The organism is Pseudomonas sp. NPDC089392 (assembly GCF_044749595.1).
Classification (GTDB): Bacteria; Pseudomonadota; Gammaproteobacteria; order Pseudomonadales; family Pseudomonadaceae; genus Aquipseudomonas.
In genome coordinates this window covers 15698-38781 of sequence record NZ_JBIVIF010000017.1, presented here as the reverse complement: position 1 = coordinate 38781, position 23084 = coordinate 15698, and the positions used below count along the sequence as shown (strand labels likewise).

The 23084-nt window shown below is 54.7% G+C and carries 14 protein-coding genes; 3 read left to right on the top strand and 11 right to left on the bottom strand.

Going from position 1 to position 23084, the window contains the following annotated elements:
* The 7 genes from ACIP1G_RS16105 to ACIP1G_RS16075 form a co-directional block, all read right to left on the bottom strand.
* Positions 1 to 1464, bottom strand: coding sequence for a RepB family plasmid replication initiator protein (locus ACIP1G_RS16105; RefSeq protein WP_177335359.1), 1464 nt, complete (start codon positions 1462 to 1464; stop codon positions 1 to 3).
* A gap of 1687 nt (positions 1465 to 3151) precedes the next feature.
* Complete coding sequence (gene ltrA / locus ACIP1G_RS16100) at positions 3152 to 4411, bottom strand: group II intron reverse transcriptase/maturase (protein WP_020190400.1); 1260 nt, start codon at positions 4409 to 4411, stop codon at positions 3152 to 3154.
* A gap of 579 nt (positions 4412 to 4990) precedes the next feature.
* On the bottom strand, positions 4991 to 5458 hold the full coding sequence (locus ACIP1G_RS16095) for a hypothetical protein (protein ID WP_060514623.1): 468 nt from the start codon (positions 5456 to 5458) through the stop codon (positions 4991 to 4993).
* Between the two features lie 2232 nt (positions 5459 to 7690).
* Positions 7691 to 8728, bottom strand: coding sequence for a ParB/RepB/Spo0J family partition protein (locus tag ACIP1G_RS16090; protein ID WP_060514621.1), 1038 nt, complete (start codon positions 8726 to 8728; stop codon positions 7691 to 7693).
* Positions 8725 to 9846, bottom strand: coding sequence for a ParA family protein (locus ACIP1G_RS16085; protein WP_023383511.1), 1122 nt, complete (start codon positions 9844 to 9846; stop codon positions 8725 to 8727). The genes ACIP1G_RS16090 and ACIP1G_RS16085 overlap by 4 nt, the downstream gene beginning before the upstream one ends.
* A 379-nt stretch (positions 9847 to 10225) precedes the next feature.
* Positions 10226 to 11377, bottom strand: coding sequence for a tyrosine-type recombinase/integrase (locus ACIP1G_RS16080; protein ID WP_181131302.1), 1152 nt, complete (start codon positions 11375 to 11377; stop codon positions 10226 to 10228).
* Positions 11374 to 12042, bottom strand: coding sequence for a hypothetical protein (locus tag ACIP1G_RS16075; protein ID WP_177335358.1), 669 nt, complete (start codon positions 12040 to 12042; stop codon positions 11374 to 11376). Before ACIP1G_RS16075 ends, ACIP1G_RS16080 begins: the two co-directional genes overlap by 4 nt.
* Before the next feature lie 956 nt (positions 12043 to 12998).
* On the opposite strand from ACIP1G_RS16075, the gene ACIP1G_RS16070 reads away from it, so the two are divergent.
* Together ACIP1G_RS16070 and ACIP1G_RS16065 are read left to right on the top strand one after the other, a co-directional pair.
* On the top strand, positions 12999 to 14027 hold the full coding sequence (locus ACIP1G_RS16070; protein ID WP_181131301.1) for a DNA-binding protein: 1029 nt from the start codon (positions 12999 to 13001) through the stop codon (positions 14025 to 14027).
* Positions 14028 to 14141: 114 nt separating this feature from the next.
* Positions 14142 to 14597 carry a hypothetical protein gene (locus tag ACIP1G_RS16065; RefSeq protein WP_181131300.1) on the top strand — a complete coding sequence of 152 codons (456 nt, stop codon included), beginning with the start codon at positions 14142 to 14144 and terminating at the stop codon, positions 14595 to 14597.
* Positions 14598 to 14657: 60 nt separating this feature from the next.
* On the opposite strand, the gene ACIP1G_RS16060 is transcribed toward ACIP1G_RS16065, so the two are convergent.
* From ACIP1G_RS16060 to ACIP1G_RS16050, 3 genes are all read right to left on the bottom strand, one after another.
* A complete protein-coding gene (locus tag ACIP1G_RS16060; protein WP_400738748.1) occupies positions 14658 to 17183 on the bottom strand; it encodes a hypothetical protein in 2526 nt (841 codons plus the stop codon).
* A complete protein-coding gene (locus tag ACIP1G_RS16055; RefSeq protein ID WP_181131299.1) occupies positions 17180 to 19714 on the bottom strand; it encodes a DNA topoisomerase in 2535 nt (844 codons plus the stop codon). Before ACIP1G_RS16055 ends, ACIP1G_RS16060 begins: the two co-directional genes overlap by 4 nt.
* A 144-nt stretch (positions 19715 to 19858) precedes the next feature.
* Complete coding sequence (locus ACIP1G_RS16050; protein WP_258197970.1) at positions 19859 to 20848, bottom strand: hypothetical protein; 990 nt, start codon at positions 20846 to 20848, stop codon at positions 19859 to 19861.
* A gap of 288 nt (positions 20849 to 21136) precedes the next feature.
* Here ACIP1G_RS16050 and ACIP1G_RS16045 point away from each other — a divergent pair, with 288 nt between their 5' ends.
* On the top strand, positions 21137 to 21832 hold the full coding sequence (locus ACIP1G_RS16045) for an XRE family transcriptional regulator (protein ID WP_256213738.1): 696 nt from the start codon (positions 21137 to 21139) through the stop codon (positions 21830 to 21832).
* Positions 21833 to 21880: 48 nt separating this feature from the next.
* Here ACIP1G_RS16045 and ACIP1G_RS16040 read toward each other — a convergent pair whose 3' ends face one another.
* The gene (locus tag ACIP1G_RS16040; RefSeq protein ID WP_181131298.1) at positions 21881 to 23002 is read right to left on the bottom strand and encodes a DUF3150 domain-containing protein; all 1122 of its coding nucleotides are present in this window, start codon (positions 23000 to 23002) and stop codon (positions 21881 to 21883) included.
* Positions 23003 to 23084 lie beyond the last annotated feature (82 nt).

Genomic DNA, 23084 nt, shown 5'->3' with positions numbered 1-23084 from the left:
TTAGATCTTCGCACTACCCAGCAAGAATTGCAGGAGTGTTTCCGAGCTTGGGGTCTCAGGGAAACGCTCCTGGAACTGGATCGCTACCAAGCAATTGATCACCATGGTGTTCAAACCCTTCGACCGGTATTGCGAGTAGGCCAGATCATCTTTGCGTAGCTCGGTCTCATATTTCTCCGCGAGCTCTTTCTTCTGCTCATCCGACAACACCATGAACTGGGCGCGGATTGCTTCACGCTGAGCAGCACCCCACTGTTCCAACAGATCTGCCATTTGGTTCGACGGTGCTGCTTTTGGCGCTTGCGAAGGCGCTGGTGCAGGCTTTGCCTTATCACCTGATTTTGAGGCGGCCGGCTTTTTGCCTTTGCCTGTCTCCGCGGCTTTCTGTTGAGTTGGCGCCTTGGCGTAGTTGTTGGCTACCGCGGCCTTGAAATATGCCGCTGGACTTGCAACGTTAGCCCCCTCTTTACGCATCTGTGCCTCGGTGTAGTCAGCTTGCGCTAGCAGATACTCTTCGTCATGGGTCATGCCAAGCTCAGCGATATCCTTTTGACTCAAGGACAGAGCTTTAAGGCGCTTTGACACATCCTGGCTAACCAGCTCTGGTGATGGTCCAAGGTCTAAGCCAGGCTGAATCAGGGTCTCCAGCTTGAACCAAAGCTTGTCCATCTTCCGGTTTAGCTTGGTGACGTGCGGCGTGATGCGAAATCTCCGTTCAATGCTGTTGACCTGGTCGATTGCGCGACCCAGCATTTTGTTGAAGTCGCGAAACTCGGCATGTGGTGTAGCAGATCCAGACAGCACAACGCTCCACTCGGACCAATGTGCACGGTAGGTCTCCCCCATGGGTGAACCGAGGTAGCGAGATGTGATCTCGTGGAGAGTGAGCGCAGAAAAACTGGAGAAATGGTACTGCATCCGCAAGTCGATCAGGTTGAAGATCGCGGGGTCCAGTAGTCGGCGTTTCAGATCAGGCGGGAACGAAAAGCGGAGGGTCTGCCCATCTTCCAAGATGTAGGCTTCAGCGATCAGGTTTGCGATGCCCCATTCGCTCTTCCGCCCAGGGCTTTCACCCTTGTAGTCAAATTCAACCTGCGTCTGAGACATGCTCACGAGTACCTTTTTGAGGTAATCACGGCTGTTCGAGGTGGTGTGCCCAATGTTGTCCTCGACCTGCTTGATCGGGATCTCGTGAACCATCTCCTCCCTCGGCCGCTGCTGAGCGAATTGAAGGAGGGTGTTATAGAGCTTTCGCTGAAGGAATGTGAAGTCACTGGCGGCAGAGACGTTTCGCATCGAAAGGGCTTCGGTGGCCTTTTTCAGCTCGACGGCTTTGGATGGTTCAACATCACGAACGACTTGGAGCTTGGGTGCTCTCTTGCGTTTTGCTGGACTAGTATCCGTTGTTGCTCCGGCTGTACGCTTTTGTCGCGTAGCTCGCGGTGTGGGGGTTTCTGAGTCCATGTGAATTGTGCCATCGGTGACTGTGGTGGCACATTACTCGAACGTATGACACCTGGTCAACGAAAATACGGTTCCAACGTTAGTGCCCAATTGTGCCATCCCTAGGGACTGCTTTTGCCCTTCGCTTTTGACTCAAAAAAAGCGATAGCAAAAAACCTACAACAGCTTGTTTCTGTTTTCACTGCTTTTTTAAAGCTTTGTTAGTGAATCCCTCGAACCCTTGAAATACAAGGGCTCTAGCCATTTTTGTGTGCCATCTCCAGGGGGAACAGTGCCATCCTCCGAGACTAATGTGCCGGCGGTAGATGGCTCCGGTGCCATTCTTAGAAACATGTGCCACCTTTAGACCCGTACTGTGCCATCGCTAGGCGATCTCGTGAATTGTGCCACTGGTAGGCATGTGGCTTCCTAGCGATGGCACAATTGGATCTAGCCCAGTAAATACGGGCCCTCCAGCCATTACTGATGATCGATATCGCATCAGCACCTTCACTAACGATGGCACTCTTCATCACGATTCGTGGCACGCGAACCCCAGCGATCTGCCGAAATTGCTTTAGCAATGCTCTAACAATGGCACATTACGTTTCTTTAGGCTTATCAGACACCTACAGAACCCCTCCTGCCCCTGACGATGGCACAATTGATGATTCAAGGGGGGGGCGACTCCCCCTTCACACCCCCTAGTACTGGCTTGACACGACGCATAATGACTCAACCTCTTTGAACTAGTTGAACGGAGCTCGCGATCGGCATCGTTGATATAGTTTTCACTGTGAAAAGTGGCATAAGACTGATGGGGAGGTACTCGAAGCGTGGCACATTTGGCTGGGTGGCACTGCCCCTACCCCATCTAGAGATGGCACATTTCGGTCATGATCCCCATCTTGCCCACTAGCAATGGCACATTTGGGAAAATTCGAGCTGTCGCGCCTCTAGAGATGGCACATTTCGCTGTTTCGCCCGGTGATCCGCCAGTCAGGTCCAGGGAGGCTCACGCCTACGAAGGTCTCCACCTCTAGCCATGGCACATTTGGCGGCGTCAGGTTTTCACGTGAAAACATTGCTGGCGGGGCCCAGCAATCCCCCTCGATCAAGAGGCCTGGGTCGCTGAAGTCATGGCAGCGAAAATGCGGTGCGATCGAGTCGACCAGGCTACGAAACAAGATGTCAGGCTGCATCCGCGGTGCCTGGCCGTACCTGTCCATCATCGATACGTCGCAGTCATCATCGATTCCTGCCGGCGAGATGGCTACGCCTGATGTAACGAGCATGGGCGATAACGACGGAATAGGCCGCCATTGCCAGAGTACCCGTGGCCTTATCGGGAAGAGCCGTGTTGCCGGCCTAATTGGCGGGAATAATGTAGCTGCTCGGCCTGGCAAGGCCTCCTAAAAGGCAGTCGCACTGAGCGAGCCCGCCCGCAGCTAAAGCCCGTGGCGGTAACCAGGTGCGCAGATCACGCTCTCTCTATGGGTATGGGCAGCATGGCCCAGGTCTTGATCGGTTGCAGTCTTGACTGACCTAAAGCCCCGATTTTTTTGTGTTGGCTGGCCTCGCCCAGGCATGCTTGCCTGCTTCGACGTCGCTTGCTGCCCGGGGAAATGAACAGGATCGAGTAGGGTGAGGGATTTTTTTTCCCTCAGCCCTCTCACACCACCGTACGTGCGGTTCCGCATACGGCGGTTCAACTAATACGCTGGAGTCCCTGCACAGTGCTGCGCAGCGAGACCAGCCCCATTTTGGCGAAGTACAACGTCGGTACTGCCTGATTCATGTGTTTGGATGCCGAGTTCCACCAAGGCCCTCGCCCGTTTACACTCGACTTCCACGCCCGCTCAGGCCTAAGCCCAAGCAAGATGAGTCGTCGTTCGCGGGTCTTCGGGGTTTTCCACTGTCGCCAGAGCAGGCAACGTAGTTTTCGACGCAGCCACCAATCGAGTTCCTCCAGCATCCGCATGTTCGCGGTAAGCCGAAAGTAGTTTGCCCAACCCCGCAACACGGGATTTAGCATCTCTATAGTGTGAGACAAGGACCGTCCTCGCCCCTTGCGCAGCAACTCACGAACTCGATCCATCAGTCTTCGCAGGCTTTCGGGGGCAGGTCGCACCCGTGTCTCTTGGCGATAGATCGTAATCGCGTAGCCCAGAAACTTTCGCTTCCAAGGCCGTGCTACTGCGCTTTTCTGCTCGTTGATACGTAGCTTCAGATGACCCTCCAGGAAGGCTCTGATGTTCGCCATCGCCCGTTGCCCTGCGCCTTCACTGCCGATGTAGATATTGCAGTCGTCAGCATATCGGCAGAACTTCAACTGCCGCCTTTCCAGCTCTCGATCAAGATCGGTCAGCAGGATATTCGACAGTAATGGGGACAGCGGCCCACCCTGAGGCGTACCCTCGCTGCGGGGTTGAATCACGCCATTAGCCATCATCCCCGCCTCTAAGAAGCGCCGGATCAGCTTGAGTACGCGACCATCCCTCACTCGATAGGCGAGTCGAGCCATCAACACGTCGTGGTTGACCCGGTCGAAGAATTTCTCCAGGTCGATGTCCACTACCCAGTGCTTTCCTTCGGCCACATACTCTTTCGCCTTGACGACCGCATCGAGCGCACTTCTCTGCGGACGAAAGCCGTAGCTGCCATCGGAGAAGGTTGGCTCGAAGATCGGTTGCAGTACTTGATGGAGCGCCTGCTGGATAAGCCGATCCACCACCGTGGGTACGCCGAGTGTTCTAACCCCGCCATTAGGCTTGGGAATGTCCACTCGGCGCACCGCCCGTGGCAGGTACCGATCCTCCAGCAGTGCCGCCTTCACACTTGGCCAGTGCACCAACAGCCAGTCCTTCAGTTCCTCAACCGTCAAGCGATCAACGCCTGGCGCGCCTCGGTTCTTCAGGACGCGCTTGTACGCTCGTCGCATGTTGCTGGGTTCGACCACCTGCTCCATGAGCCGGTAGTCCTCCGATTTCGTTCGCCCAGCCGTCGCCGCAACCCCCTCAGCACCTTGCGGGCTTCTTTCCGGATTCCGTCCGGCCATGGCAGGCAGGCCTCCCGTGTCGGGAGCTTCTGCGTCATCGTGGGTTGTCGAGATCAGCTGTTCTACTCTCGGTATTAATCGTTCAGGCCTTCAGTCTCGCGACCTACTATGCCCTCTGCTGACTTCTGCACAGTCATTCCAGCACCTCGCGGTGCCGGTAGCCCTGACGGGCAACCGTGCAGATCTCCCCGGGTATTGCGCACCCACTTTCACGCTTATGCCTGTCGGATCTACGTCATGGCGTTCTGTGCAAGTATTGGGTTTCGCAGATTTCGGACTGCTTACCCCGCCATGCCGCCTCGTATCCGCTTCCTGTTCGTCAGGCCAGCGATTTGCCTCGGGCTTCCTTCAGACTCGCAGTCGCCCGCGAAACCCTTGCCTCTAGCTAGCACTTCCCCTTGCCGGGTGTGCGGGGGACTTCCACCCCTGAGTGAGCGCGCCCTGCCGGGCGCACCAAAAAAAAACCCCGCTAAGCGGGGTCTGGGGTTATCAGAATTGGAACCGAGGATCACCTGTATCCACTTGACCATCCTGAGACGGGGTTCCTTGCGTTGTAGCGTCAGCTGCTGGCGATGGCTGGCTTACAGGCCGTACCTTTGTTGTAACCGAAAGGCTGATGAATGGTGCTCCACCGTCCACGCCCTCTTTGCGCCAGCCTGCGATACGCATTTCGTGGTTGAAACCGAAGCTACCCGCATAGTCCGGGCCTTTATCCTTCTTGTCAGCTTCCTTGAACAGGCTGGCATTGATCCCGCCTACTGACAGTGAGTAGAACTTCTCGTTCGAGCCATTCTTCTGCTTGAGCCAGACCGCTACCTCAAGCTTCAGCTTCTGATTGCGCTCCTTGTTCAGCGGGAACTCCATATAGCCAATCATCACGGGTGCTGCATCAGATGTGCGGTTCTTGTTCTCGAAGATGGTGCCGGAGCCTTCGCTCAATACCACTGCAATAGACATGCGTTTCTCCTGATCGGTTGGGGGCGTATGCGCCATAGCTTGCACTGCTGTTATGTAGCACATGGCTTTATATTCGACGCATAACACGTAAACGTACTCATGTTGAATCTGATGGTAACAGATTGATGTGGGTGCCCATGCCTTTGATCTACTAATCAAAGAGGTCGCTATGCTAGGCCAAGCACATGCACTGGCTATGTTGGGGGCTACGGCGAGAACGTTTTGGCGGTTCCTCTATGCACTGCACCAATGGTCCTCGATGAACCGGGCGCCAGAATTTTCACTGTGAAATGGATAATTTTTGAGCTCGTTTCATCCCGACGTTTCACAGTGAAATCACCACGTGAGTTGATGGACGGCCGGATGCCGGAGCCGAACCTGGAGACCGTGGGACTGCGTAGCAGCGCGCAGATAGACTTAGAGACCGCCTAGCGCGAATGCCTGACATTCGCCAGCTTTACAAGTGCATCGGCATGGTCCAGGAGCACCCGATCATCGTCGGCACTGGCCAGGTTGTGGCCGACCAAATGCAGGTCTGGCCGACGAATAAGCCGCTGATGGCTACAACATCGCGCCCACGCTCCTGTCCCATGGAATCGATGACTTCGTCGGGTGCGCCGCCGGAGCCGCTTCCGCGAGGAATAAGAAGGCAACACGGCGCGAGAACCTTGGCCTAAACAAATGCCGAATAGTTGCTTCGCCTGACCTGCCCGGGGAGTCGTCACATGCGCAGACCCGGATTCTCACCGAACCCACCGCGGAAGCGCTGTAACCCAGTGATCCGGCCGGCGACTCGCGCTTATTCCGCTGTTGCCTGGGGTAGTACGCCACGGGGGCCCTGGCGGTGGACACCGCGCAGCAGGGCACTGCTCAATGGAATGGACCATCGACTTGTGTGCCCTGTTGTTTTTCGCATTTCCTTTAACCGCTGGGAATGTTGATGAGCAGTTCGCGGTAACCGCGATATGGGGTGCTACCCCCGAGGGTTTTCACTGTGAAAAGGTCGGAAAGCCGCCAGTGGCGCCAATTACACACGGGCTGATTAAGCCTGGCAGTTCGATTCCTGTTTACGTACCGAGCTGCGTTTTGAACCCAGGCTCATCGAGGTGAAGGTTTTCACAGTGAAATAGAGAAACCGGACCCTGTCCGTACATGGGGGCGTGGCATTTTCACCGTGAAAAGCTCGACGCTAGGTTGAAGCCAAGCACGCTGCCGCGGATCACTCATTCCCATTAACGGACGGAGATCCTGGTCGGTTCCTAGTTGAACCTTTTGCCTTTTGGCCTCGTCAGCGTGAAGGGGTGCCTTTTCACAGTGAAAGCGGATGACACACCGTTCCGGCAGTGGGTGATGTGATCATCAAAGATGTAACGCGCATCCTATTATCTGTGGGCACTACCCAAGACCAGCCAAGTCATTTCACCGTGAAAAGGGAGGCGGAAATCTATGGGTATTCACAACAAGCACATTCCTGACACTGGTTATTGGTCTCGGCCTTGGCTGCCCCGCATAGCCTGGATCTTCTAGACAATGGCCGGTGCAGCACCTGTCTTGGTAAGGAGTCCCCATGTCGAAATGCCCGAGCGCACTTTCACCGTGAAAAGTTGCCATGATCGGTGCTTGGAAAAAATCGACCTTTCATTGTGCTGATGCAACTTGCCGGCGGCGCCGGTGATGTCAGTATCCCAGGAGCAGAACGAGACTTCTGAGCACGGCTCAGAGAAGGAAGAGATCAGTTGGAAGCCGATTACCTTTTCACTGTGAAACGACCCGTTCTTAGCTCCAGGGCCACGGCAATCGGCGGGAGCGCGTCGTGCTGTGAAATGGTGTGGCTTGGGAAAGAAGGGCTGATTGAGCGTTTCACAGTGAAAAGCATGACCCCGTGATTTATGCAGCATAAGGGCTATGCAGTGCGCAGTGAGCAGTGAGCAGTGAGCAGTGAGTAGTGTGAGGTGTGCACTGCATAGTGCACAGTGCGCAGCGTGCAATGAGCGCGGATAGAGAGCACTGGTGCCTGGTAGTCATGGGGAATGCGGCTTGTTTTCACAGTGAAACGCCGGAGGCAGGACGGAAAATTTTCACTGTGAAAAATAGGCAAGAGAACAAGAAGTGATGTGAACCAGGACGGAGCCTTTCACAGTGAAACTGAGAAAAACCCAACAATATCAGTGGATTAATAAGGGAAAGGCGAGGGCAGCCTTGCCGCCGGAGGGACCGGCGGCGGAAGGGACATTAACTACGCGTTTTGAGCATCTCCTCGATGTATGCGAGGACCTCTGCAGGATCAATGCCTTTGGGAGGGGTGAGAATCAACTTGCGCCCATCAATACGAGCGTCTAGCTGGGTACGCTCTTTGTAGTCGATCTGCCGCGGTGGGATTGGAGCTTGAGGTGACGTCTTGCGCCGAACCTCACCCTTGGCCCAGTTTATTGCACTGTCCTGGGAAGCACCTTCTTTAATTCGATTTGCTGCGGCCAGAACTGTCTCAATATGACCCTTGTCAGCCAATGCAACCATTTCGGAGACAACCCTGTTACCAATCAGGTCAGGATCTTCTTCCAGCAATGAAATGACACCCTCAGGCAGCTTGAAATAAGCAAGGCAGCGGCTGATCGTGGCCATGCTTCGACCGACACGGCGTGACAACTCCGCCTGGGACTGTACTACCTTGTCATCGAGAAGCTTCTTGTAACTTGCACCACGCTCGAATTCAGTTAGGTCTTCCCGGGCGTCGTTGTCCGTAACCGACAAGATCGCCGCTTCAGCATCCGACAGATTCCGGATGAGCGCGTAGATGTAGTCTTTGCGGAGCAGCTCATGAGCTAGGAACCGGCGCTCACCAGCAATGAGCTCGTATGTACCGTCAGCAAGAGGGCGAACGATAATCGCGTTGTTGAGGCCTTTATCTTCAATCGTGTTCGCGAGAAGGCCAAGTTTCTCGGGGTCAAATTTGCGGCGTGGCTGATACTTCCCGCGGCGTATGAGCGTCAATAGCAAGAACTTTGCCTCGCCTGGCAAGCGCTCGCCGCTCAAGAAAATGTCATCCAAGCCCGGCTGGTGCACGTGATCAGCATCAGCAACAGGAGCTCGTTCCAGCGGTTCCGCTGAGATGTCCCTTTCTTCATCAAGGTGCAGAGAACTGAGCACCTCACTCATCGGCCGGAGGTTAGCTTCCGGAATGACCTTCGGAACATGTACGCCTTGGATGGTAGCCGAGCCCTCAGCCGGCGCGATCACAGTAGGCTTGCCGATAGGGCTAGAACTCCTCATTTACCCTTCTCCAGGACTGTTTTGATGCGGCCAACCATTTCCTCGAACACATTGCGGAACGCGACCAAAGAATTCTCACCACCTTGTTTCCAGAGAGAAAGAGGTACGCCGTCTTCTAGGCTTTTCGAGTAGTCCTCGGAGTGGAAGAGCGGTTGTTCCGTAACCTTCCCTGGGAACAAACTGGACAAGCGAGCGAGGTTCGCTTGTAGGCGGGGGCGGTTGCGCATGTACATGGTGGGAACTGCAACGATCTCTGGAGCCCGACCGAAATCGGTGCTCATTTCATTGATCTTGTGCGCCAGTCGAGAGAGCGCACGGAAGGAGAATTTGTCCATACGGATTGGGCACAGCAGGAAATCAGCTGCGGCCAGGCTGTTCCGGGATAGCATGGTTCCAGAAGGTGCGTTATCCATGATGATCACATCATAGCTTGATAAGTCGCAGTGAGGGAGCTGACCTTTGCGAGCTCGTTCGATGAACAGTGAATACCGGAAGTCGGCACCCTGGGCGTTACGGAGCACAACGTCCATATCGTCCAAGGAATCGTAAGCTGGGATGAGGTGGGGGCCGTGCTCCCCAAATGGTTTTTTGATCACCTGGTCCAGGGTCATTTCTGGGAAGTTTCCGAGACGTATCAGGTTCCCGAGGTGGCCCTCTACTGCTCTGTCAGCAGGAAGGCCAAGCTCTACAAGCTCCTCGGTAGTCTGGTCAGGGTCATAGCCCAGCATGCTGGACACGTCGGCTTGAGGATCGTTGTCAATGATCAGGGTCTTGAAACCTGCCAAAGCGAACTCGATGCCGATATTGCAAGTGGTGGTAGTTTTCGCGGTCCCACCTTTTTGGACGTAAGTCGAGCAGGTGATTGGTCTCGAAAATCCTTTAGTGTTCCCATTTGCACGACGAATCGACGCAATCAGGAACATGTCAGCTAGCGTGTAGCTCCTGACCTCTACGGATCCGCGTGCGACACGTGCGATGTTGAGGTCGTGTTCCTTCTCGATGGCTTTGAGTGTCTGCGTGCTGATCATCAAGCGTTCAGCCACAAATTGTGGGGTGAAGGTTAGCTGAGTGAAATCAGTGAAGATGTACTGATCGAGTGGCGCAGCAGCTGAAGTCATGTGGTTTACCGAGGTCAGGTAGGTAGGATGACCGCATTTTCATACGAATCCATACGGTCAGACAAGAAAAAACGCATTTCTACCTGATAGAGATAGACCACTTACTGAAATCTGTCATCTGGTAGTGTCTGGGTTCAAACGCTGTCAACCAGATGATTTTGGGTAATTAACTGATTTAGCGACAAAAATATCGAGGGTAGGGCGCTCAGATGTCCGTAACGGAGAGGGCTCTATGCTGAGGACGTACACTGCAGGTATGAGAGTTGTTGGTCTCAAATGGTCGGACGATGCTTCATCCCTCACAGCAGCCGGGCCATCAGCGAAGGGTGGCCTTGGCTGCCACCGTCACTGATTCAACAACACTGAGGCCTGGAGAGATTTACCGGTGTAGTCGAGGGGTGCTTAGGGTTTGAACGACACCCGCATGCAAAGCGTCGTCCTCCGTATGCAGGTAACGACTGGTGGTTTCGATTTTGCTGTGACCAGCCAGAGCCTTGATCATCACCAGGTCACCAGTAGCTTTGGCAAGGTGACTGAAGCACGAGTGGCGGAGCCAGTGCGTTGAGGCCTCCTCAAGTCGATCGGCCAAATCGAACTGGCTGCGCTCTATTGCCAGGGCTGCAGCACGATGCATGATCTCTTTGACTGCTTTCAAAATGGTGTCGTTATGCGCGCGTTTGAGCTTTGAGTTCGAGGCGAGGAGGAGGGGGGTTGTGTCCTTCACTGGCACCTCACGTGACAACCCGAACGCGTGGCGATACTGCAACAAGTCCTCATAGAGGTCTTCGGATATCGGCACATCTCTAACCTTGTTTCGTTTGCCCAGCACCTCCAACCACAGAGTACCGCTTGCAGATCGCCGGATTTTGCCCATGGTAGCGCCGGTCGCTTCGAACGTTCGCACGCCGGTCATGTAGAACAAGCTCAACATGAAATGGTCGCGAGCTCGTTTGAGTGGGCTTTTTGTAGCTGCGATAGCCTCAAATGCCAAGCCTATGGCTGCCTCGGGAAGCAGCCGTTTGATCGTCAAGTCGACGTCGACTTGGGGCTTGGCCACGAGCGACACTGGGTTCGCTTTAAGGCGTCCACCCTGGATCATCCACTTGTACATGCTGCCGATCTGGATCAGGGCGTACTGCTGCGACGCTTTGCTAAGTGGTCCAGCGAACGGTCTCCAGTCTGGATCAGAGCGCTTGTGCTTTGTATGAGATACCCAAACCTCAGCCGGCTGTGGGTCAGCCATAAAGCCGATGTACTGGGTGATGTCCATCACAGTTATTTGGGAGAGCTGTTTACCCAGGGTGTGCAATGCCCAGAGGATGAACCGCTCCACTTCCTTCCGCATAACCCGTTTAGTCTTAGGGTTCGTTCCTTTGGCATGGAGCCACATCCAAGCTGCTTCGATGTCGTTATCTGCCTGGATCACATCGACCTGGTCAATGACGTCGACAGGCTCGCGATCAAGCAGCGCAACTTCTGACTTGGCCTGGAGGTACGGAATTCTGTGTATGGCTGGAGTGTTCGTGTTCATCGTAAGTCTCGCGTTTTGCCGTTGTAGACAAGCCAGTCGTCAATCTCATCGGGCTCGAACCATCGCTGCGAGCCTGATGGTGCTTCGCACTGGTACTCTTCCTGTACGCCTCCAGCCGAATCGACACCTTCCCGTGTTGCAACCACTACCAGAATGGACCCGAACGTCGCAAAGTTGTCGATCTCGCTGTCGACGACCAACTCGGCACCGCGGGATAGGTAGCGCCTCCAGCGATAGCCGTCTGTGGCGACCCCTGCGAACTCTTCGTCATCTTCGTCGTCATCATGATTCCAAGTGAAGGGCTTATCATCAGCTGCAGAGCTTGCGACCGCTACTGGCACCTCGATCGGTGCCTCTTGTACCTGAGTGAACTTGCGTTGCCGTTTGGCTGGTGGCGCCAGCACCATGCGAGCTGCTTTCACCGCAGCCTGTTCGTTTGGGCTCAGCGTTGGTAAAGCCCGGGCCAGGTCGTCCCATTTGAAGTCCCTGTCCTCGTCGGCAGCGATGCGGCTCATGTGCTCTGGACGAATTGACCAACGGCATGCCACATCAGCCATGCGCCAACCCTTATGTAGGATCAGTTGCTTGAAGTCATCTCGGGACAGCTTCCCAGGGCGCAAGAGCAGCAGCCCACGAGAAATCTTTGCATTTTTGGCTTGATCCACAGCGCAAGTCTTTTGTTGTGAAAGCCCTGATTTTAGGGGCATTAACGATGAAATCAAGTAGTTGGATGAGCCAGGTTGGTTGCGCCCGTTGAATCCTGAGATGAGCCCAGAAGATGGATTTTTTACGTGCTCCTGTGTGAAATCTGGCGATGTTAGCCCCTGCGAATTGATCAGAATCGACGTAGGAGCGTCTTCGGGGTCCGTACATCCCAGTGGTCGCCGCGGCTTATGAGCAAGGTACCGTGGGGCTCTGTCCTCGGAAGTAATACTGAGGACGTTTCCGGAACTGATTCCTGGACCGTTGCGTTCATCCTCCAAGTTCACGAATTACTTCCCGCCGTTGGCAGCCATGCCTCAGACGTCTGGATCACCGCCGGCGCACAGACTGCTCAACAAGACGGTTTTGCCTGGGCGTTTGACCCAGGAGCATCAGTGAGGCTTTGCCCATACAGCAGGTTTTCTGCAGCTGATCGGGCAATGATCGGGTTGCGGCCGCTCTGTGCTAGGGTTTGAAAGTGTCCATGGTTCGTTTCAGCTATGGTGCCCCGCAGATCCGGTGCTGCCTTGCTTTAGCATTTTTGGCCGTGGCTTCGCATTTATGGCTGACGTTGATACTTGATCTCCAGCGCAAGCAAATTTGCCAGAACCCCCTTGTTCATAGGGGTTAACGAGTAATCAAAAACGCCTCTTTGAAAAGCCAGCTACTGATAGCGATGCGCTTTTGGAGGGGCGTTTTTTCTTGCTTGAAAAAACTCGTGATAATCGGAGATATTCACGAATTTCCCAATTTTTTAATAAGAATCGTATGATAATCAATAAGAAATTGATTTTAACCCGGCGTCGCACTATGCTGCGATTTCCTCTGCAGCACGCTGTGCGCCGGCGCGTTGCGCTACAAATGATGCCGCCGTGGCCGGGGTTATCCCGCCACACCCATCACAGATTAAGGATTCGCCATGACGACCGCCGACGGAGTTCAACCTGACAAGCGCCTGGGCACACGTGAGCTGGTCCACCGTTATGCGAAAGAGTTGCTCGATGCTGGGCGTGAGGTTCGCCAGGCAGATATCCGTGAGTGCATCTTCATCCACCACGACCTCAAGGCCTCGCCGAACCTGGTCAACGAGGAGATCAAGAAATTCTGGAGCGAAATTGGCCCCGTGCTGAGTGCCAGATTGCGCAGACCTGGCATTCCTGACGCCGTGTGCGAAAAGCTCGATGAGATCTGGGATGTAGCCCTGAGCGCAGCCACCAGCTCTCACGAGGTTGAGCGCAAGGCGTTTGAGGCCGCCACTGCTGCAGCTGAAGCGACAGCCAAGGAATCGCGGGAGAATGAACTGACTGCTGTGTCAGCCCTTGAAGCTCAGCGCCGAGAGCTGGCCGGCCTCATCGCAGACAAGGAGCGCTTGACCGATCAGCTTGAACAGTCGAGTGCTGATATTCGGCAGCTTCGAGCTGAGCTAGCAGATCTGAACAAGAAACTAACTGCCTCAAGCCAGGCCCATGGCGAGGAGATCAAGCGCCTGCAGGACGTGCACAACGGCGTCATTGAGCGTGCCCAGGACATGCATCGTGGGGAACTTGAGCGCCTACAGAAGCAGGTTCAAGCAGCAAACGATGCGACTGAATCCGCACGTGTGAAGGCCGAGTCTGCACGGATTGCCGCAGAGGAGCATCTTGAGAGAACCGAAAATCACCTGATGATGGAGACCGCCAGGGTTCGGGATGAAGAGAGAGGCAAAACAGAGAAGGTCAGCAAGGAGCTGCAGCATGCGTTGACGCTCGCTGATCAATTAAGAGTACAGCGCTCCAAGGCCAATGACGATGCTGCAGAGACCCGCGGTCGGTTGGAGGTTACCCAGCAGAATTTGAGCGCCCTAGAGGCGCAGAACAAGGAGCTGCGTGAACTGAACAGCACCCTGCAGGCTGCGCTGCTAGAAGGCTTTAGAGGTGGTAAGGCAGGAGCGACTGGCGAGGGTAAATAGTTTGCTGAATTGACATTTTGTCAATTTGTCAAGTACTTGTTGAATTTTTCTGATGAATGGTGTTACCGTATTAATGCACCTCCCTGGTGCGCCCATTCTATGAGGAAAAAATTTATGTCAGCGACGCGTATGACCAACAGGGGCTCTCATTTGAGCTCCATTCTCAAACACCTCGAAGAAGCTGCCACTCGCAAGGTTATCTTCTTCGCCACTCCCAAATCGGGTGGCTCCTGGACCGATGGTGCGGAGAATACTTGGCCTCTGATGGCAGCATTGGTCGAGGATTCTGGGGGCAATTACAGCGTTTACGATGGTGTTTTTCTGACTGTCGCTTCTCCCCACCGCTACGCGGAAGTCGAGCAAGTGATGGATGCTGCTTTGAAGGCTGATCCCGGTAAGGTGTACTACGCACCTGAACCCATTCCCTTCACGTCCCAGATGAGTGAAGCCGCAGCTGCTGATGTGATGCTGTCGGTACAAATCAAGGAATTTAACCAGGTGTCGCGGGTGCAGTTCTTCAAACTGCTCAGCAACATGAGCGAGCGGCAATTTGCTGAAATGAACGAGTGATCATGGCTCCCTGGCTTTCTTGATGTCGGCCAGGGAGTCATGATCACAGCCGGCAGCTCATCAAAGGTCCAGCTGCATCGGCGCCACCGGAATGCCCACCATTACCACGCCTGGCTTAGCCTCGACAGTAGGCAACTTCTCCGCCCGAACCAGCGTGCTCAATTTCAGTTTTGGGTCGTAGGCCATCAGGTCCGACTCCAACACGTAATCAAATCCATCCCTTGTCCCACAGATCGGTATTTCTGCCGCTTTTATTGCTGCGCGGATACTCTCCAGCTGTTCAGCAGGGCCTGGCTTTTTCTTCCTCGGTGCTACGAATGCGGTGAAGTTGGCGCCCGCTTCTTCAAGAGCCCTGAGCGCCGCGGCTTCGGCAGCAGGGCTAGTCCTTTTAGTTGGAGTTGCATCAGGATCAGGTATGGCTACCGCCACCGGCGTCGGTATGCCTGGATCAGCATCGGTCTGTATGAGCGAAGCGCCCGGCCCTTCCTTTCCTGCAGTTGCATTCACCGTGTGCTCGGCTGTGTCCACGTTCGAGGACTCACTGAGCGCGAAGGCGCCGAACACATCATCCACATCATCGACGTCATCACTCCCTGAGTGCCCAGGTACTATGGTGAGGAAATCTTCCTCCAGTTCCACCTCCTGCCCAGGGCCGAACGAGCTGAGCGACAAGCTCTGCAGGTCCTCTTCTAGCAAGTCGTCATCTGCACCACCACTCATCAGCGGGTCATCATCATCCTGCGCCGCTAGCGATTCAGCGGACATACCGAGTTGCGTTCCTGGATCGTCACTGTGCTCGGACTCACTGCTTGCGGCGCCGACCAGCGCAGATGTTGAGTGTTCGGTTGAGTCGATTGTTGGAGCATTCGGTTGTGGGACGCTCGCGGTATCAGCTGCGGGTTGACTAATCCCTTCATCAGGCCGAGCTTGAGGTGCAGGTGCAGGTGCAGGTGCAGGTGCAGGTGCAGGTGCAGGTGCAGGTGCAGGTTGTGGCTTCGGCTTTGGCTTCTCTTCTTGCTTGCCGGCGATGTTCATCTTCGCGGCGATCTCAGCGCTGAATCCACGGGCAACGATCTCCCGAAGCGCATCTGCTTCAGTGATTCCCAAATTGTGAGTGAACAATGGGCGCTCGATATCCAGCTTTGTACCCATACTGGGTAGTCCACTGAGGCCCGCAAGCTCGGGAGTGGTGGCAACTGGCACGACAATGATGCAAGGTTCCCAGGTAGTCAGGTGAGCTCCCGTTTGTGCGTTGCGCAACGATACCGAGTACATCGGCAAAAACCGGCTCATATCGGCGTGATTATGTCTTGAGTACAGCAGCCCCTTCTCCTGGAGCGTCGTCATCAGGTTGAGGGTCATTCGGTACCGGCCATCACCCTCCTCCAACGACCAACCCATTTTTGCCAAGATGAGAGATCGAAGCTCCTTTTCCCGGATGACGATAAGTCCATCGTGTTTCTGAGCAATTTTCAGCGTGGAATCTTTGGCCTGGTCACCGGTGCCGTTAACTCTGCCGTACTCCGTCATGATCTCGACGAAGCTGTGATAAATGGCGTTGGACTCGTCCTCAGAGATCTCGTGATCACTCAACGTCTCAGTGATGCACGACTCGGCCATGCCGGTCTTCTTGTCCGCGAGGATTAAAAACTCCATGAGGGCTGTCATGCGGTCATCCAAGCTGAGTCCATTGCGGTCAACAGGGAAGTCACTTGGGTGGTGGTAATGAGCGATGACCAGGTTCACGGCTTGTCGATCGCGTGCAGGCAGGGCCCAGTATTCCGGGAAGCGAGCAAGAATTCTCGCACCCAGCGCATCGTGGGAGATGCGGTTGTCATCCTGCGGGGTGAGCGCTCCACCCTCCTCCTGTGTCATAACACTGCCGTCTGGTAGAAGCTCATAGGCCTCCAGCTTACCGATGTCGTGCGCTAGGCCCAGAATGGGGATCAGCGGATCGGTGGCGTCAAACCGGTATTCCTTGTTCTTCAGATCGATGATTTTGAATTTGGGCTTGCCTCGGGCCTTTACATAAACTCCATCGAACACGTAAGCGCCAGCATCCTCCAGTGCGGTGTCTGCCACGGCCAGACAGTGCTCCCAAAGCCGGCGATTACCGTGTCCCCCCTTGCGATGAGATGCGGGGAAGTCCGCATGTGCGGAATAGGTATCCCAAATGGCCCAAAAAAACGCTACATGGGCTGGCCACTTTTTCTCATTGGCAGCAACCCAAGTCAGCACTTTTTTACTGTTGATGGGTAGACGTTTTGACGGTGCCTCGATGCGAGGTAGCGCCGAGGTGGGCATAGGAACCTTGCCGAGCGTAGATCGGGCGCCGTTGAGGATGTTTCCTTTCTTGCCGGCGTATAGCTTGTTCAGTGCTGACAACCTGGTGAACCAGATAAACCAGACGCCGATGAACAGGCCGGAAACAACTCCCAGGATCCAGTGTGAGATGTTGTAGCCCACCAGCGGCCAGCTCTCTAAGAACTCCATCGGAGAACCGCCAAAGGCCCGGGCAGTGAGTAACAGCCACCAGAAACCGAACACGATGGCAGTGGCGCGAATGACCTTGTTGTTGGCGTTCAAAGGAAAGCTCCGCTCTCTTTCTGGATCGTTGGTAACGGCGCTCCGTCAGAGCTGGCTTGTTGGTCCTTAGGTACCGGGGTGCCGTTATTGTCCTTCAAGGTTTGAGAGCACCCTCCGCCCCCTTTAACGAAGCCACTGCACCCCCAGAAAGGCGACTTGCCGGCGTTTCGCAGGTACATGGGTTTGCCGCAGAGGTCGCATGGAAATGACTTTGGCCGCTCAACTGGATCGCCGTCCCGATCGTTCATGGTGTGATTGCACTGTTCTCGATCGACGCAGGCCCAGAAGTGCCCTTTGGCGACTTTGATTTTGCGCATGCCTCCTTGGCATTTCGGGCAGGACACGACATTCCCTTTGGAGTCTCGGGTGTTCGCGGTGGGGTCGAAGTAAAACTCTACCTTCCCGGTGTCGAGCAGCTTCAGGCCGGCCTCGAACTTGGTCGATTTCTTTGGATTGACAAAGCCCTTGAGCCCAAGCACCACCTTGTCGCGGAGCAAAGTTTCGGCTTCCGATACCTTCAACATGCGACTGGCAATCTCTCGCCATATAGAAAAGCCACACTGGCGCTCGCACATGAACGTTCGGGCCTGGATCTCAATTGCACCGCCGCAGGTGGGACAAGGGGCAACCAGCTTCTTGACCTGGACACCTGCATATTTGTTTTTGATGGTGTCGAGGATCCCTGTCGTCAGGTCTGCAAGCTCGGACTTGAATACATCTCGGTTGTATGCGCCCTTTTCCATCTGACGGAGCTTGTGCTCCCATTCCCCGGTGAGGACTGGCGACGTGAGAGCATCGATGCCGTTGTCGACCAGGAAGCGGTAGACAGTCATCCCCTTCGCACTAGGAGCGAAGTACTTCTTCTGCTGGATGAGATAGGGTTCTTTCTTTCGGCCGGCACCGTCCTTGGTGGATTGGAGCGATTCGATCATTGCAGAGCGCGTGACCGGTGTTCCTAGCCCCCGCTCTTTCATCGCCTCACGAAGGTCCTCCTCCTCTACCAGGCGCCCTGCCGTCTCCATCGCGCCCAGCAACGTATCCTCGGTGTACCGTTCTGGAGGCTTGGTTTTGAGCATCTTCAGCTCGATGCCCTGAGGAGTGACTGTTTCACCTTTGACGTACCGTGCGAGCTCCTTCTTGTCGTCGGAATCACCATCTCGATCGGTTGCGTCCTCGACGATCCCTGCCCCGTAAACCACCATCCAACCTGGGGACACAAGCACACGACCAGTCGACCTGAAGATTTCGTCAGCCACCGTGGTAAGCCGGACCGTAACCGAATACTCTGCTGCTGGATGAAACACGGCAAGAAAGCGTTTGACGATCATGTCGTAGATTTTCTGAACGTCCGGCTCAAGGTCCCCAGCTCGCTTTCCGGTTGGAATGATAGCGAAGTGGTCCGACACCTTCGTCGAGTCGAAAATCTTCTTGTTGGGCCGGACCCAACCTTCATCGAGCACGCGCTGCGCGTGATCTTCATATGGGGTACCACCAAACATCCCCATGACCTTTTTCGTGTCGCTAATAGCGTCATCGGGTAGGTAAGCAGAGTCAGTTCGCGGGTAGGTGGTGAGGCTGAGCTCCAGGTAAAGCTTCTGGGCAATCTCCAGTGTGTAAGCTGCAGAAAACCCAAGCTTGCGGTTGGCCTCACGCTGTAGCGAGGTGAGGTCGTACAGCTTCCCGGGGCCTGTCTGGGCTGGCTTGACCTCATCCACAACACTGCTCGGAGCTACCCCAGAGCACTTGCTGATCAGCGCATCGGCCTTTGCTCGATCCATGACCCGGTGCTGGTAGCCGCCTTTGGCCTCGGACGTCTGTGGTGCCAACCACTTACCGGTGTATTTTCCAGCCGCAACCCCAAAGCTCCCATGGACCTCCCAATAGGGAACCGGCCGGAAGGTCAAAATAGCCAGCTCCAGAGCACAAACCAAAGACAGCGTCGGGGTTTGCACGCGGCCAAGCGGGAATATCTCGGCTTTTGCGGTCTCTCGCTCATAGAGGCGGGAGATGCCCCGACTCGCGTTGATGCCGACAATGAAGTCGCCTTCGCTTCTGATCTCAGCTGCCATGGCGAGGTTGTCGAATTCTGCGCCTGGCTGCATGTTCTTGTATGCCTGCCGGATGGCGTCATCGACCATCGATCTCATCCACATCCGGAGCATTGGCTTGGTGCATCCAGCCATTTTGTATATGAGCCGAAAAATCAACTCGCCTTCCCGTCCTGCGTCGCATGCGTTCGCAACAGCGGTGACGTCCGGGCGGCGCATCAGGCGTTGCAGTACGTTGTAGAACTTCGCTTTCGGCTCGATAACCCTGAGGTCGAATTGATCTGGGATTACAGGCAAATTGCCGATGTCCCGCCCGGCCTTGGCCATTTCCTCGGAGTGGATTTCAACCAGGTGGCCGGCCGCGGGGGCGAGAATTGCATTCTCGCTCTCAAGCCATGTTTCCACTTTACTGAAGCCTCCGACCGCTTGCGCGATAGAGACCGCTACGGTTGCTTTTTCAGTGATGATCAGTGTCTTGCCCATCGCGGACTAGCCTTCTAATGCAGAATTACATTTCTCGTGCAGTAGCCGGCATGACTGGACAGCTGCTGCGCGAGAAACAAAAAAGCCACCGACTCCAGTGCTGGATCTCGATGGCTTCGCGAAACGAGGAGAAGCAGCCGCGGCCTATGCGCCCTGCTGCTCATCTGGGGTTGCAGGCTTGCTCGCCGAGCCGGAACCAAAGGCCGAGGCGAACATTGCGCTGCGCTCGGAATCAGGTTTCGGCTGAGGCGCCTGGGTGCCGTGGCCCTTGAAAAGTTCTGCGGCCCAGCCAGGTACGATCTTGATGTGGCCCGAGTCCGGGGTCACTGGGCCAGGCATGTCTTTGGCTTGAATGAAGGGCAACTTGGACACAGCGGCGACCCCGGTTTGCTCGTCCGGCAGGGAAATGGCCTTGACGTCCATTCGGAATTCGCCGTTGACGATGATGGGCATTCCGCGGGCGAGTTTCTCGGACAGTGGTTGCAGGTTACGGCCATACCACCGAACAGGGATGCAGGCATCGGTGTCTTTCGATTGCCGAATTAGCACGACCAGGCGGTCGTTGATCGGCGTGCCGTCTACTGGGTGTTTACGGTTGCGCTCCAGTGACTTTGCCTGAATGAAGCCAGCGATACGGATCTGGTTCGAGGCGTTCTTGTTGAGCTCCATCGCTTTCCAATCGAACGAATCGCGACGGTCTTCAGTGCCGGAGCCGGGCTGTTTCTCCAGCTGTGCTACAGAATCCGGGGTGCCGGAGTCCTTTGCGGCGGCATGCACAACAGCATCCCATTTCCGCATGAAGTCGTCTCGAAAACGCCCACCGAGGTGCATCAGGTTTGGGGCTTCGAAACGGATGCTCTTCACCCGGGCGATACGGTCATCCCCCTGAATGGCGCCGTCGGTGTGCACGAATGCCATGATGAGGTCCCACTCCTTGATGTCCTTAGGAATAGGCGACTTTTTGGGATCGTAGTGGACAGGGAGCATGTGGTTTTCCGACCGGGTCTGCTGGATGTAGCAGATTCCGTTGACCGGATCATTCAACCGCAGGACGCCGGCGATGTAGCCAGAGTTGAGCATCCCGTTTGGATACGAATAGGAGTCAGGCTTCCGCTTTGCGTCCTGGGGCAGCATTGAGTACCTCGATACGTTGAATGGCTTGGTTTTCTAAAGAATACGCAACACGTACCAATAATACAAGGTGAATCATATTGCACTCATGGTGCCCGCCGCGGTCAGAGAGCTACGGTCATGGGGGAGAAATCGAGCCAAAAAGTCTCTTTTTCCACCGGAACAAGAGATTTGAATCTTGTTGTTAACTGTGTAGAATCTTTTTTCAATTTATACTGGATTTCTCTGCTTTATTTGTTTAGAGAGCGTCCTGAATCGTGTTAGACGCCGCGACCAAACTGGAGCCGCACAATGCCCAAAGCTAGCGACAAGACCGCAAATGAATCGACAGGACGGCGGTCTGCGCCCGCCAAAGCACCGGCAAAGCCACCTGCTAATGCTGCGGCGAAGCCGGTAGCTAAAAAATCTGCTGCAAAAACGCAAGCCAATCAATCTGCCGCTGCGCCTACGAGAGCTCGTGCATCTGCAAAGGCCAAAACAGCAGCACCAGAAGATAAGGCAGTTGCAGCCATCAAGACTCGGAACACTATGCCAGGCTCCCGCCTCGTCAAGATGATCAAGAAGGTTATCGTTGATCGTGGGCTACCTGATCGTGAAATTGCAGATGTCATGGGTATCACGGTCATATACTGGAACTCCCTGGCTAACGGGAATCGGCAGATACGATCGCTCGGTAAGGAAAAGCTGCAACTGGTAGCTGACTTCCTTGGCCTCCCCCTCATTCAGGTTTACAACCTGGCTGATTTCTTCACGCCAGAGGATTTTGTTTACAAGAAAGATCTTGATGAGCAACTCTGGCTGTCAATTGAGAAGATGGGTAGCGATCCTACCTGGGCTGGTTACATCCCGAAGAAGGAAGAATGGGAGCAAACCCCTCTCTCTGTTCGCATGACCATGGTGTTGCTCTATGAGCAGCTCTCTGGACGCCAGTTGTTGGCTAAGGCAGAAATTGAGCTACCTGGTATTCAAGCCCCACCTTCTGCATAAATTCCAGAAATAAAGAAACCCCGGTCATTGACCGGGGTTTTTTGGAGGTTAGAAAATGAACGTAGCCGCTGGTGGCTGCGACGTTGTTTCTGATGGTTCGGCCTTTTCCGGCTCTACCATGGGTTTTTCAGGTGCAGTCTCAAAGAAAAGATTCTCTTCTGTTTTGCGGGCAGCTGGAAGTGGCGGGACCACAGAGACCTCAGGAACGATAGTCACCTCATTTTGATCTGCCTCAGACGGAATACCTTCAGATGTTGATGTACTGAAGAAAACGTTTGTTTCAGAATGTGGTGGCGCTAAATCGGCAGTTTCTACAGTCAACGGATCAAACTCGGTGGCGTGTTCTCCAAGGATTTTTTCAGGATCCATGCAGAATGACAGCAAGCTAGATACTTGAATGTATGCAACTCCTTCAATGCTAGGACCGGTAGGTACAGCAGACAAAACCGACGCGCACATTTTCTCCAAGTTGGAAAATTTACTTGAAAGCACGCTCATGGCTTCAGCCTTGTCCTGAACCCGACGGATCAGCCCCAAGATTCTTGAAGTGGTTTTACCGTTGCCCTTACGAGTCCAAGAGCGATTTACGTCCTCGGCAATCTCTAAAGCTGCCTGCCCGACCAACCCTTTGACCTCCTTTTGAAGCGCATCGCCTTCACCAAAGTAGCTGGTGTTACTGATGCGAATAGCCGAAGTGTCGAAAGTTAGCAGTCTCTCCAGTACAGAGACCTGTGGAGCATGCTGACGGATCAAGTCCGCACGAGATTTGCCGCCTTGCGTTGCAACAGAGTTAGCTGGAGACTCAGCCCAATCCTCCACAAGTTTTGGAAGAGCCTTGAGGAAAGTTGCTTTCTCCGCTAGATACTTTTCTTTGATCGCGTTGAGAACCTTTGCAAGCTCTTGGGCGTGTTGAGTAGGAACGAAGTATCCGCGAATTCGGTTGTTTACTTTTCGTGAGACCCCTACTTTCAGGATCTCCCGCTTTGCCTCCGATCGGTACTTGTTCACCCAAGCGAAGGACCCTGATGGCAGCATACGTCCAACCTCACGAATGAAATCGTCCCCATCAACTGTCTTCTCACCGGTGCTACCTCCAATGATGTAGTCAAAAAGCACCACGTCCTGAAGGATGCTGATGCCCAAGTCATCGGTTTGATTGGTCGTGCTCATGGTGGCTCTCCTGAAATTGAAAGAACGGGTCCCTTGCGAAAGACCCAGTGACAGGAGATGCCTCACAGGCACCCATAAACGA